Annotated in this window: 13 protein-coding genes; 8 read left to right on the forward strand and 5 right to left on the reverse strand. The window is 61.7% G+C overall.

Annotation, left to right across the window (positions count from 1 at the left end):
• Window positions 1-12: 12 nt before the first annotated feature.
• Complete coding sequence (locus G473_RS0115465; RefSeq protein WP_154667425.1) at window positions 13-474, reverse strand: pentapeptide repeat-containing protein; 462 nt, start codon at window positions 472-474, stop codon at window positions 13-15.
• A 236-nt stretch (window positions 475-710) separates the two neighbouring features.
• Here G473_RS0115465 and G473_RS29410 point away from each other — a divergent pair, with 236 nt between their 5' ends.
• Both G473_RS29410 and G473_RS0115475 read left to right on the forward strand, forming a co-directional pair.
• Window positions 711-2,876, forward strand: a complete 2,166-nt coding sequence (locus G473_RS29410) for a sensor histidine kinase (RefSeq protein WP_051330333.1) — start codon at window positions 711-713, stop codon at window positions 2,874-2,876.
• A 90-nt stretch (window positions 2,877-2,966) separates the two neighbouring features.
• A complete protein-coding gene (locus G473_RS0115475) occupies window positions 2,967-4,034 on the forward strand; it encodes a homocysteine S-methyltransferase family protein (RefSeq protein ID WP_029013850.1) in 1,068 nt (355 codons plus the stop codon).
• A gap of 11 nt (window positions 4,035-4,045) precedes the next feature.
• Here the strand turns inward: G473_RS0115475 and G473_RS0115480 are convergent, their stop codons facing one another.
• Together G473_RS0115480 and G473_RS27195 are read right to left on the reverse strand one after the other, a co-directional pair.
• Window positions 4,046-4,477 (reverse strand): type II toxin-antitoxin system VapC family toxin, encoded by a 432-nt coding sequence (locus G473_RS0115480; protein WP_029013851.1) that lies wholly within the window; start codon window positions 4,475-4,477, stop codon window positions 4,046-4,048.
• On the reverse strand, window positions 4,474-4,761 hold the full coding sequence (locus G473_RS27195) for a FitA-like ribbon-helix-helix domain-containing protein (protein WP_154667426.1): 288 nt from the start codon (window positions 4,759-4,761) through the stop codon (window positions 4,474-4,476). Before G473_RS27195 ends, G473_RS0115480 begins: the two co-directional genes overlap by 4 nt.
• A gap of 81 nt (window positions 4,762-4,842) precedes the next feature.
• Between G473_RS27195 and metH the strand changes: the two genes are divergently transcribed.
• The 5 genes from metH to G473_RS0115510 all read left to right on the forward strand — a co-directional run bounded on the left by metH (window position 4,843) and on the right by G473_RS0115510 (window position 10,309).
• Complete coding sequence (gene metH, locus G473_RS27200) at window positions 4,843-7,527, forward strand: methionine synthase (protein ID WP_084438202.1); 2,685 nt, start codon at window positions 4,843-4,845, stop codon at window positions 7,525-7,527.
• 121 nt (window positions 7,528-7,648) lie between these two features.
• The gene (gene parS / locus G473_RS0115495) at window positions 7,649-8,086 is read left to right on the forward strand and encodes a type II RES/Xre toxin-antitoxin system antitoxin (RefSeq protein WP_035707472.1); all 438 of its coding nucleotides are present in this window, start codon (window positions 7,649-7,651) and stop codon (window positions 8,084-8,086) included.
• Window positions 8,083-8,526, forward strand: a complete 444-nt coding sequence (locus tag G473_RS0115500; protein ID WP_029013853.1) for an RES family NAD+ phosphorylase — start codon at window positions 8,083-8,085, stop codon at window positions 8,524-8,526. The genes parS and G473_RS0115500 overlap by 4 nt, the downstream gene beginning before the upstream one ends.
• Window positions 8,527-8,672: 146 nt before the next feature.
• Window positions 8,673-9,557, forward strand: a complete 885-nt coding sequence (locus G473_RS29975) for a DUF4253 domain-containing protein (protein ID WP_084438204.1) — start codon at window positions 8,673-8,675, stop codon at window positions 9,555-9,557.
• 152 nt (window positions 9,558-9,709) lie between these two features.
• Window positions 9,710-10,309: a hypothetical protein gene (locus G473_RS0115510; protein WP_029013855.1), complete on the forward strand. Its 600-nt coding sequence runs from the start codon at window positions 9,710-9,712 to the stop codon at window positions 10,307-10,309.
• Between the two features lie 104 nt (window positions 10,310-10,413).
• Here the strand turns inward: G473_RS0115510 and trxA are convergent, their stop codons facing one another.
• On the reverse strand, window positions 10,414-10,737 hold the full coding sequence (trxA, locus tag G473_RS0115515) for a thioredoxin TrxA (RefSeq protein ID WP_029013856.1): 324 nt from the start codon (window positions 10,735-10,737) through the stop codon (window positions 10,414-10,416).
• Between the two features lie 188 nt (window positions 10,738-10,925).
• Window positions 10,926-11,312: a hypothetical protein gene (locus G473_RS0115520; RefSeq protein WP_154667427.1), complete on the reverse strand. Its 387-nt coding sequence runs from the start codon at window positions 11,310-11,312 to the stop codon at window positions 10,926-10,928.
• A gap of 110 nt (window positions 11,313-11,422) precedes the next feature.
• Here G473_RS0115520 and fumC point away from each other — a divergent pair, with 110 nt between their 5' ends.
• Window positions 11,423-12,817, forward strand: coding sequence for a class II fumarate hydratase (fumC, locus tag G473_RS0115525; protein WP_029013858.1), 1,395 nt, complete (start codon window positions 11,423-11,425; stop codon window positions 12,815-12,817).
• Window positions 12,818-12,949 lie beyond the last annotated feature (132 nt).

Raw genomic sequence — 12,949 nt, forward strand, 5'->3', positions numbered from 1 at the left:
ACCGGCTTTTATCTAATGACATTGACCGGTGGAGCCGGCGCCACAGCGCCGCTGCCCGTCGATCCACAAGGCCCCGCTGAGATCGGTGTTGCGCAGGTCGGCCCCATCCAGCCGCGCCCCGGTCAGGTCTGCGTCCGTCAGCTTGGCGCCCACCAGCTTTGCATTGCGTAAATCCGCCCCTGTCAGGGTGACCTTGGTCATGTCGGCGCGGGTGAAATCCGCTTCGATCAGGCGGGCATCCTTCAAGATGGCACCGATCAGGCTGGCACTCATGAATTTGGCCCGGTAGCCATCCACATTGGTCAGATCGGCATCCGTCAGGTCGCTGCGCTGGAATGTCGTGTCCCGCAGCATCGCCCCGGCGAGGGGCGCTTTTTTCAAATCCCGCCCATCCATATAGCAGCGCCGCCAGTTCACCCCGGCGGCGGCCGGATCGGTACAGGCCGCCAGGGCCGGCGTTGCCCACCCCACCATCAAGAATGCCCCCAGCAGGAGTGCCAGCGGGATATGGCGGGGGCAGGGGGCGGGGCGCATGGCGCTGGGACGGAATGGCTGATTCATAGTCGCATAAATAGGGTGTCACCGGCCGAATGCCAACGCGACATGCACGGCAAGGGTGGAAAAAGTAACCGTTCCCTTAACGTGTCATTTGCATCGGATCGATGGGTGTCGCACAGTCACGCAGGGGAAACGGGGTACGGATATTGATCATGGGGGCACGGCGTTTGTCCGGCCAAGGGGATTGCGTGTGCCGGTGGCTGTCGCTGTTGGGCCTGCTTATTCTGCCTTTTCTATTCGCCACTGTCGGCGCTGCGGCACAATCTTCCTCGCCGCCCCCGCGGGCGGTGGATGGTGTGCTGGATTTGCGCCACTGGGATTTCCGCCGTGACACCAGCCTGCCCCTGGAAGGGGATTGGCAGTTCTGGCGGGATCGGCTTTTAACGTCAAATCTGACCGACGAGAACAGCCTGCCGCCGGCCTTGCTGGCTGTGCCCGGCCGCTGGTCCAATCAGCAGGTGGATGGCCGGCCGCTCCAGTCGGAAGGCACGGGCACCTATCACCTGCGCGTGCTGCTGCCGCCTGATGCTCCGCCTCTGGCCTTGCGGCACAATCAACGTTTCGTCGCCTGGAACGTGCTGGTGAATGGCAGCCGGGCCGTCTATGCCGGCACTGTCGGTTATGGTCCGGACAGTACGGACAGTGTGGGTCAGAAGGCCATCGGCATGGTCACGCCGGTGGATGGGGTGCTGGATATCACGGTGCAGGTGGCGGCCTTTGGCGGGTATGGCGGCATGCCGCGCGCGCTGGAACTGGGCCATGCGGAAGCGATGTATCAGGACTGGGAATGGGAACTGGTGCTGCGCTCCGCCTTTCTCAGCCTCTGCCTGTCGATCGGCATTCTGTATCTGATCCTGTTCCTGCTGCGCCCGCGCGACCGGCAATGTCTGGTCTTCGCCATCATGTCCCTGTCCATTGGCATGGTGCAGCTTACCGCCAACACACCGCTGGGCAACCAGTTGGTCGGCTTCATGCCTGGGCGCGTGCTGGGGCTGCTGAACAATATCATGTTCCCGGCCGTCTGGATTTCGGCCCTGGTTTCCGCCGCCCTGATGTTTCCCGGCGCCATGCGGCGGGCCTTGCTCTGGCCGACCATCATCATCATCGCGACGGTTCCCATCGTCAGTTTCTGGACCCTGGCCTATCCCAGCCTGCTGACGGCAACGGCGACGCTGGGTCTGGTCATGGCCCTGGGGACGCTGCTGGATGTGACGATCACGGCAACGCGGCGGCGGGACGGGCTGGCCCTGCCCATGGCCCTGGCTTGGGGGGTAATGGGGGCGGCCAATCTGGCGCTTGTCCATCGGGTGGGCTTCACCGGGGTGATGGAAGCGGGTTATTGCTTCATGCTGTTCCTTCAGGCGGCCTTGTTGATCGACCGGCTGCGGCGTCTGCTGGATCAGGCGACGCAGGCCAATGAAAGGCTGGCCGCCTTGAACGAGGCGCTGGAAGATCAGGTGATTGACCGCACCCGCCACCTGACGGAGACGGTGGACCGGTTGCGTCTGGCCCAGGACCGGCTGGTCCAGTCGGAGAAACTGGCCAGTCTGGGCCGCTTGGTAGCCGGCGTGGCGCATGAGGTGAACACTCCCGTCGGCACGGCCCTGACCACCGCCACCCATCTGACGCTTCAGGTGGAACAGGCGGATCAGGCCATGCGCGACGGCACCCTGACCCGGCGCCAACTGGCCGAATTTCTGGCCGAAACGCGGGAGGCGTCGGGCCTGATCACATCCGTGGTGGCCCGTGCCGCCGCCGTGGTGCAGAGCTTCAAGCTGGCCGTGGCTGACCGTACCGATGACCGTTTGCGCCGTTTTGATGTGGCGGAGTTGCTGGCGGATATGCGCCCGGCCATGGAAGCCCGCCTTCAAGGGGCGGATATTGAACTGGCCGTGGAATCCCGGCCGGGCCTGCTGGTGGAGAATTATGCCGGGGCCCTGACCCAGGTGATGGGACAGCTTCTGACCAACAGTCTGGACCACGCCTTTCCCCTTGGCTGTTCCGGACGTATCCGTGTGGTCGCTGGCCGCACGCCGGAAGGGGATGTAGAACTGACGCTGGAAGATAATGGTACCGGCATCGCGCCGGAGGTGAAGCCCCGCCTGTTTGAGCCGTTCGTGACAACCTCCCGCGCCGATGGCCGGACGGGTATGGGCCTGCACATGGTCTATACGCTGGTGGCGGGCCGTCTGCGCGGCACGATCAGCATCACCGATAGGCCCGGCGGCGGCACCCGTGCCACCGTGCGCCTGCCCGGCATCAATACCGGGACCGAACTATCAGGTGAGGGAAAGGGCATGTCTGCCATCATCACATAAAGATATCTTTATCTTTGCATGTGGCGCGTCGGGCGGGTAGAAACGATAGAGCGGCTTTTATGCCCATGCCCGCCGGCGGAGGAACCTGACATGACCCGTGATGAACGCCTGAAACGCCTGGATGATATTGCGCGTGAGCGCATCCTGGTGATCGACGGTGCCATGGGCACCATGATCCAGCGCCACAAGCTGGAAGAGGATGATTATCGGGGGGAACGGTTCAAGGACTGGCCCAGCGATGTGAAGGGCAATAACGACCTGCTCTCCATCACCCAGCCGGCCATCATCCAGGGCATCCACCAGCAATATCTGGACGCTGGTGCCGATATCATTGAGACGAACACCTTCAATTCGACCAGCATTTCCATGGCCGATTACGGCATGGAGGAACTGGCCTATGAACTGAATTTCGCCGGCGCCAAGCTGGCCCGTCAGGCCGCCGACGCGACGGAGGCCGCCGACCCGAGCCGCCCGCGCTATGTTGCCGGCGCGCTGGGCCCCACCAACCGCACGGCCAGCATCAGCCCGGTGGTCACCGATCCCGGCTTCCGCAATGTCGATTTTGATGAGCTGCGGCTGGCCTATAAGGAACAGACCGCCGGCCTGATCGATGGCGGGGCCGATCTGCTGATGGTGGAAACCATCTTCGACACGCTGAACGCCAAGGCAGCCCTGTTCGCGATTGAGGAAGTGCTGGAGGAAAAGGGGCTGGTGCTGCCGGTGCTGATTTCCGGCACCATCACCGACCGTTCCGGCCGCACCCTGTCCGGCCAGACGACGGAGGCTTTCTGGAACAGCCTGCGCCATGTGAAGCCCTTCTCCATCGGGCTGAACTGCGCCTTGGGTGCCGACCTGATGCGTCCCTATATCCAGGAATTGTCGCGTATCGCTGACGTGTATGTCTCTGCATACCCCAATGCCGGCCTGCCGAATGAGTTCGGCCAGTATGATGAAAAGCCCGAACATATGGCCAGCGATCTTCAGGGCTGGGCCAAGGATGGGCTGGTGAATATTGTCGGCGGCTGCTGCGGCTCCACACCCGACCATATCCGCGCGATTGCGGAAAGCGTGAAGGGTGTCCCGCCCCGTCAGCCAGCCCAGCCGGAACGGCAGATGCGCCTGTCGGGGCTGGAGCCGTTCACCATGCCGGCGTTTTAAGGGGAAACCCGTCAGGTGCCCGCCGCCTCGTCCCAAGGATCGATCAAAACCAGCCCCGCATCGGCGAAATGCCGGATGTTGCGGGTGGCGAGTGTTGCCCCATGGGCAAGGCAGATGCCGGCAATCATGGTGTCCCGGTGGTCCACGACGATACCGGCGCGCCGGCGGCGGCCCATCAAGGCTGCCGCCAACCGCGCCGCCTGTTCCGACAGAACCAGTGGGGGCTGTACAAACAAAACGCTCAGCATTTGGGCTGTGCGATGCCCTAACTCATCCCGGCGGCGTCCAGGTGGAAGGCCTTCCACCCCGATCCAGAGTTCAAATACCGTGACTGTGCTGGTAAAAAGCTCACTCGGGCTCTGCGCATTCAGCCAGTTGATAATCACCGGGTCTGGCCGTTCCGCTGTAACGGCGGAAATGATGTTGGTGTCCAGAACAATCATTTGGAATAATCAGGCGTCTGCCAGTTTCCGCCCCTTAACTCCTGCACTTCCCCTTCGCGGAAGCCATAGCCGGAGCCGGCAAACAGGTTGGCGATGCGCGTCCCCAACCCTTCCTGATTGGAGGGCCTTACCGGCATCACCGCGTCCGGCACGGTGCTGGCAACGTCGGCCAATATGGCCTCGACCTCAGCATCGAGCGAACGCCCATGTTGTTGGGCACGGGCGGTTAACCGCTCGAACGTATCGGCATCCAGCTTTGTTGTCAGTACAGTCACATATCCCATCGCCACCTCCCGGTCGGCCAATTTCCTAATATAACACGCCCCCTCCTTCCCCCCAAGCACCCCAACCCCCGAGCCGCCGCCATGACCAACGCCCCCCGCACCGCCAGTTTCGTCAATATTGGCGAGCGTACCAACGTCACCGGCTCGGCCAAGTTCAAGAAGCTTGTGCTGGAAGGGAATTATGAGGCGGCGCTGGATATTGCCCGCGATCAGGTGGCCAATGGCGCCCAGGTGATCGACATCAACATGGACGAGGCGATGCTGGACAGCGAGGCGGCAATGGTCCGCTTCCTGCGCCTGATCGCCTCGGAACCGGATATCGCCCGCGTGCCGGTGATGATCGACAGCTCTAAATGGAGTGTCATCGAGGCCGGGTTGAAGAATGTCCAGGGCAAAGCCATCGTCAATTCCATCAGCCTGAAGGAAGGCGAAGACCTGTTCATCGCCCAGGCCAAGAAGATCCGCCGCTACGGTGCCGCCGTGGTGGTGATGGCATTTGATGAGACGGGGCAGGCCGATACCCGCGCCCGCAAGCTGGAAATCTGCAAGCGCTCCTATGATGTGCTGGTGAACAAGGTGGGCTTCCCGCCGGAAGACATCATCTTCGACCCGAATGTCTTCGCCGTCGCCACCGGCATTGAGGAGCATAATAACTACGCCGTCGACTTTATCGAGGCGACGCGCGATATCCGCCGCGACTGCCCCGGCGCGCATATTTCCGGCGGTCTCTCCAACGTTTCTTTCAGCTTCCGCGGCAACAACAGTGTGCGCGCGGCGATGCATTCCGTGTTCCTCTATCACGCCATCCCGGCGGGGATGGATATGGGCATCGTCAATGCCGGCGAACTGCCGGTCTATGACGATATCCCGGAGGAACTGCGCGAGCGGGTGGAGGATGTCATCCTCAACCGCCGCGACGATGCCACCGACCGGCTGCTGGAAGTGGCGGACAAATATAAGGGCGGTGAGAAGAAGAAGGCCGCCGACCTGTCCTGGCGGTCGCTGCCGGTGAATGAACGGCTGGCCCACGCCCTGGTGCATGGCATTGACGAATTCATCAACGATGATGTGGAGCAGGCGCGGCTGGCTGCTGAGCGCCCCCTGCATGTCATCGAAGGCCCGTTGATGGATGGCATGAATGTGGTGGGCGACCTGTTTGGCGCCGGCAAGATGTTCCTGCCCCAGGTGGTGAAATCCGCCCGCGTGATGAAGAAGGCCGTCGCCTGGCTGCTGCCCTATATCGAGGCGGAGAAGGGCGGCGGCAAGTCCGAACCCGCCGGCCGCGTGCTGATGGCCACGGTGAAGGGCGACGTGCATGATATCGGCAAGAACATTGTCGGCGTTGTGCTCCAGTGCAATAATTTTGAGGTGGTGGATCTGGGCGTCATGGTCCCCGCCGCGAAAATCCTGGATGAGGCCAAGGCGCATCGCTGCAACATTATCGGCCTGTCCGGCCTGATCACCCCATCGCTGGATGAAATGGTGTTCGTGGCCCGCGAGATGCAGCGCCTGGGCCTGAAAATGCCGCTGCTGATCGGCGGGGCCACCACGTCCAAGGTGCATACCGCCGTCAAGATCGACCCCAACTATGACGGCCCGGTGGTGCATGTGCTGGATGCCAGCCGGGCGGTGGGCGTGGCGCAGAACCTGCTGCATGCCGATAACGGCCCCGGCTACATCGCCGGCATCAAGGCCGATTACGCAGCGATGCGCGAAGCCCACGCCCGCAACCAGTTGACCCGCGCGCGCCTGCCCCTGGCCCAGGCCCGCGCCAACGCGCTGAAGCTGGATTGGGCCGGCTACCAGCCGCCCCAGCCGCTGAAGCCCGGCCTGACGGTGCTGGAAGATTATGATCTGGCCGAACTGGTGGCCCGGATTGACTGGAAGCCCTTCTTCCAGGCCTGGGAACTGCACGGCAATTTCCCCGCCATCCTGGAAGACGACAAGGTGGGCGAGAGTGCCCGCGCGCTGTGGGCCGATGCCCAGGCCATGCTGCAACGGATTGTGGGGGAGAAATGGTTGACGGCGCGCGGCGTTGTCGGCTTCTGGCCCGCCAATGCCGTTGGCGATGATATTGAGCTTTACACGGATGATAGCCGGGGCACGGTGCTGGAACGGCTGCATATGCTGCGCCAGCAGATGGCCCGCGACCCCGGCCGCGACCGCGCCCATCTCTGCCTGTCCGATTATGTGGCCCCGAAATCCAGCGGTCTGGCCGATTGGGTGGGTGGCTTTGCCGTCACGGCGGGCCATGGGCTGGAAGAACGCGCCAAGGCGTTTGAGGCGGCCCATGATGATTACAGCGCCATCCTGCTGAAGGCCCTGGGCGACCGTCTGGCCGAAGCCTTCGCCGAACGCCTGCATGAACGGGTGCGGACCGAGCTGTGGGGCTACGCAGCAGGCGAGAGCCTGACGAATGAGCAGTTGATTGCCGAGTCCTATCGCGGCATCCGCCCGGCCCCAGGCTATCCCGCCTGCCCCGACCATACGGAAAAATCCACCCTGTTCCGCCTGTTGGGCGCCACGGAGCAAGCCGGCATCACCCTGACGGAAAGCTTCGCCATGGTGCCCACCGCCGCCGTCTCCGGCTGGTACTTCGCCCACCCGGACGCCAAATATTTCGGCGTCGCCAAGGTGGAGCGCGATCAGGTGGCCGACTATGCCCAGCGCAAGGGCATGAGCCTGCCCGACATGGAACGCTGGCTTGCTCCCAACCTGAATTACGAACCGGGGACGGAGGATCGGGCGGCGGTGACGGCGGCGTAAGGGGGCGGGTTACGCTCCCTTACAATCCGTGCCTGTTCCCCTTTTCATTTCTGTACATCCGCTGCCTTGCTCACCGCCTCGCAACTTGCCATATTGAAGTGCGCATTTTGTGGAGGCGTACATGGCCGGTCTGTCGCTGCAATCCCGCCAGTGGGAAATTGTCGGCACCCTTCTGGGGGTGTCGGAACGGCCTTTGTCTGATCTTGATGCCGTCCGGCTGGTGCGCAAGCGTTTCCAGCCGGAGGTGATCGCCCGACTGGGCCGTGCGGGCATCAGCACCGATGTTTTGCACCGGGTCATTCCCCGCCGCACTTTAGAACATCGCCGCCAACGGCAAGAACCCCTGACGCAGGAAGAGAGCGAGCGGGCCTACCGCGTTGCGAATATACTGGCCTTGGCCGAAACCGTCATGGGCGACCGATCCCGGGCCTTGTCCTGGCTTACCACACCCAAGCGTAGCTTGGGGGAGGAGGCACCGATGGACATGCTGGATACTGAACCCGGTGCTAGGGCTGTAGAAGAACTTCTTTACACCATTGATGAAGGCTACTTCGCTTGATCCTCTGGCGGATCAGCAACCATGCCGATCTGAGCGGTATTGGCGGTCTCAAGGCGGCAGGTCGCTGGCACAGCCGGGGGCGCCCCGTGGTCTATCTGGCTGAAAGCCAGCCCGGTGCCTTGCTGGAGGTTCTGGTCCATATTGAGGTTACAAGACTGGAGGATTTACCAAGCCATTACACCCTGTTGAAAGTGTCCGGCGATGCCCCCATCGCCACCTGCCCCACGCTGGCGGAGGGTTGGCTGGACAATCCGCAAATAACCCGCCGGGTCGGTGATGACTGGCTGGCCAGTGGAGAAACCTGCTTGTTCCGTGTGCCAAGTGCTATCATCCCTGGCGTGTGGAACATAATCCTGAATCCGCTTCACCGGGAAGCGGGCATGTTCAGAATCGAAGAGGTGATGCGGGTGCCGTTTGATAAACGACTGTTTGGATTTTAAAATAATTTGCAAATTTCTTATTTTTCTTCTGGTTAAAAAGTATCTTTCTTGCGCCACTTGCTAAGTGGTACGTCATCCTATTATAAGGTGATAGAGAAGAGTCGGTATCATCCTCATCAAACGCTTACCGTTGGTATGATTATTAAATGAAAAAAATACTCAACCGCCGCAATGTCATTATCGGCTTATTGGCAAGCGGTACAGCAACCAGTATCCCAGCCCAAGGACAAGAAGATATGCTGCCTGATTTGAGTAATGTTCCGGAACAATTCAGGGCTAGTGCCGAAGCCGCCTATAAGAAGCTGATTGCGGAATTTCCTTATGAAAGAATAGAGGTTCCGGGCGCCGACATCGCTGGAGAGTGGGAGCGCCTTCGGAAGCTCGGGCGTGGCTGGCCTGTCATTGTCGGGAATGTGGATAAGTTTATTAAACTTGCAGACCAATATCATATTTTTAGTCCTGAAGGTTATAAAGAATTATCCAATATTGAAGGTTTTCCAAAGCCGCGCTCAGTCGAAGAAATACTTAAAATATCGAACAGCATTAGATTTCCGGATGATATTTCAAAGGCGCCTGGAGCCTATAGCCCCGAGGAATTATCTGCGAAAGTTGGCGACTGGCCGAATCTAGGAGAGTTTTCGGATGATGCTCCTGGTATCAGCCTGGCATCCGATTCATTGACTGGAAAGCCTCTCGACAAGGTTCAGGTGATTTTTATTCCAACAGAGAATAGCTGGGAAATACCAGCCTTCCTATACTGGGGAGGCTGGAATGCCTGTCCCCCGCCAGAGTACCACGTCGCGGCTTTGAAGCATTGGCATGAAAAATATGGGCTTGAGCTGGTTGGCATCAATGGCGACAGCATGGATATGCGCATCTCCAGACCTCCAAAAGACAAGGATGAGGCAATATCTGTAGCAAAAGATATTTATCTTTATTGTCCAGATATTGTCGATCAAGGGCCGGGTAATTTGTCGACCCTTGCGGCAATCATGGTAACGCGCAACTGGTGGACTTTCTGGTGGGACTGAGCGAAATCTGCGGCCCTTTTCCAGCCTTGAGGATATAAACACACCAAGCCGTTTGTCCTCTCCCACCCATTCCCAGTAGGATCAGCGCACCGGCCCGCAATGGGCCGGGCGGGTCGCGTTTGTGGCCCGTGGATAAAAACAAGGTTGGATCCATGCGCACGTTCCTGGCCCTTGCGGCCCTTTCCCTTTCCGTCTCCCTGCCGGTGGCTGCTGCACCGGCGGATGATTTTCTGGCGCGGCTGAACGGCCTGTGCGGGCAGGCTTTTGAAGGGCGGATCACCGCCAATGAGGATGCAGGGGCCAGCGCTGCGGCGGCGGCCAATGATCCCTTCACGGGCAAGCGGCTGGTAATGCATGTGCGCGAATGTGCGGCGGATGCCGTGAAAGTGCCATTCCATGTGGGGGACGATCGGTCGCGCACCTGGGTTATCACGCGCACGGCAGAGGGGCTGCGGCTGAAGCATGATCACCGCCATGCCGACGGGTCGGAGGATGCGGTGACCCAATATGGTGGTGACACGGCTGGCCCCGGCACGGCGGAACGGCAGGAATTCCCCGTTGATGCCTTTTCCAAGGCGATGTTCACGGAACAGAAACTGGCCCCCGGTGCCCAGCAGAATGTCTGGGCGATGGAGGTGCGGCCGGGATCGGAATTTGTCTATGAACTGGCGCGGCCCGGTCGTGTCTTCCGCGTCACGTTTGACCTGACGCGCCCGGTCGCCGTCCCGCCCGCCCCGTGGGGGCATGAATGACGGGGCGGGGGTAGCGCCATTACAGCAAAAAGCTAGCAAAAAGGCCGGCCCCGATCAGGGCCGGCCTTCGCCACTCAACGATAGGGTCCGACAAGGACCGGATATCAGAGATTGGCTTCAATCCAGTTCTGCAACTGGGCCTTGGGCAGGGCGCCCACCTTGGTGGCGGCGACCTGACCATCCTTGAAGATCATCAGGGTCGGGATGCCGCGCACGCCATAACGGCCCGGCGTCATCGGGTTGTCATCGATATTCACCTTGGCGACGGTCAGCTTGCCGTCCAGTGCGCCGGCAATTTCCACCAGGCTGGGGCCGATGGCCTTGCAGGGGCCGCACCATTCAGCCCAGAAATCGACCAGGATGGGGCCGGATGCCTTCAGCACGTCGGCGTCGAAGCTGGCGTCGGTCACGTCGATCGGAGCAGCCATAATATCCTCTGGAAAACCTGTTGTCTCGCGACCGGATGGCCGCCTGTCATCTGGGAATGTAGGCAGTGCCGGCGGGGGCGGTCAAGCAGCACCTCCCCGCACATCTGGGCTGCGCGGTCGGGGACTTGGAATAGTCGCGGGGCGCGTGACCCCGTGCACCGGTTCCCTGTACGGCCGGCCAAGGCCGGTCAGAACGGCATCGCCACCCCCAGCGTGACACCGCGCCCGGCCACGCCGACCCGGCTGGACATTTCCCCAGCCTCAGGCGGGGCGTCCGCAAAGGGATTGCGGCCCGGTGCATCGGGCAATAACGGGTTTTCCGGGGGGGCTGCCTCGCCAGCCAAAGAAGGCGCCCCGGTATCCGGTACGCGGGCCTTGCGGGCCGGTACAGGCGGCCGTTCCCGCACCTTGCCAGCGGTCAGGGGCTTGGCGGTCTTTTTCAGCTTGAACTGCGCCAGCCCTTCCGCGTGGCTGCTGCCGGCCGGCTGCGCATGTGCGGCGAGGGCGGGGCCTTGTGCGGCGAGCAGCCAGCCTGCGCAGCAGAGCGCCAGCCAGCGACCGCGACTATTTCCCACTTGGCATTGCATCGGCTTGCCCCTCCAATAGTGGAACAGGTTTCCCATATCGAAGACACGCGGCCGGCGCCGCTTGTTCCGTCCCTACCACGATCAGGGAGATTGGCCCGATGGCCACCACCACCCGCACCGAGACTGACAGCTTCGGCCCCATCGAGGTGCCCGCCGACCGTTACTGGGGGGCGCAGACCCAGCGGTCGCTCCAGAATTTCAAGATCGGCGGCGAGCGGATGCCGCCCCCCCTGATCCGGGCGCTTGGCATCGTCAAGAAGGCGGCGGCCAAGGCCAATGTGGCCCTGGGCGCGCTGGAGGCCAAGCTGGGCCAGGCCATCATGCAGGCCGCCGATGAGGTGATTGACGGCAGCCTGGACAGCCATTTCCCCCTGGTGGTCTGGCAAACCGGGTCCGGCACCCAGACCAACATGAATGCCAATGAGGTGATCTCCAACCGCGCCATCGAAATGCTGGGCGGGGAGATGGGATCGAAAAAGCCGATTCACCCCAATGATCATGTCAATCGGGGCCAAAGCTCCAACGACACATTCCCCACCGCCATGCATATCGCGGCGGCCGAGCAGGTTCACCATGATCTGGTGCCGGCGTTGGAGCAGCTTCACGCGGCGCTGGCTGCCAAGGCGGCGGAATTCGCCGACATTGTTAAGATCGGGCGCACGCATCTGCAAGATGCCACACCCATGACGCTGGGACAGGAATTTTCCGGCTATGCCCAGCAGGTTGCCTATGGGGTGGAGCGGGCCAAATCCGTGATGCCCGCCCTGTTGCGGCTGGCCCAGGGCGGCACGGCGGTGGGCACGGGGCTGAATACGGCCATCGGCTTCGATACCGCGTTTGCGGGGGAGGTCGCCTCCATCACGGGGCTGCCCTTCGTCACTGCGCCCAACAAGTTCGAGGCGCTGGCCGCCCATGACAGCATCGTGGAGGCGTCGGGCGTGCTGAACACGCTGGCTGTGTCCTTGATGAAGATCGCCAATGATATTCGCCTGCTGGGCAGCGGCCCGCGCAGTGGCATTGGTGAGATTTCCCTGCCGGAGAATGAGCCGGGCAGTTCCATCATGCCGGGCAAGGTCAACCCGACCCAGTCGGAAGCCATGACCATGGTCTGTGCCCAGGTGATGGGCAACCATGTCACCATCACCCATGCCGGTGCCACCGGCCACTTTGAGCTGAATGTCTTCAAGCCGGTGCTGATCTATAATCTGCTGCAATCCATCCGGCTGATCGCCGATGCCAGCCGCAGCTTCACCGAGAATTGCGTGGTCGGGATCACGGCCAACACGGACCGCATCGCCAAGCTGATGGGCGAGAGCCTGATGCTGGTCACCGCGCTCAACCCCCATATCGGCTATGACAATGCCGCCAAGATCGCCAAGAAGGCCCATCACGAGGGCACGACCCTGCTGGAGGCGGGGTTGGCGCTGGGCTTGCTGAATGAGGAACAGTTCCATCAATGGGTGGTACCGGCCCAGATGGTGCGGCCGGGGTGATCCTGGCCGTTCACGGCGAATCGGTCCGCTCTGAAAAGGGGAGGGGCGGACAGAATTGATCAGCGGCGATGGGGTAATGGTAGCGTTCCCATCGCCTGACGGCGCAAATTATGTCAGTTCATGAATTTTGCG

Source organism: Niveispirillum irakense DSM 11586 (genome assembly GCF_000429645.1).
Lineage (GTDB): Bacteria > Pseudomonadota > Alphaproteobacteria > Azospirillales > Azospirillaceae > Niveispirillum > Niveispirillum irakense.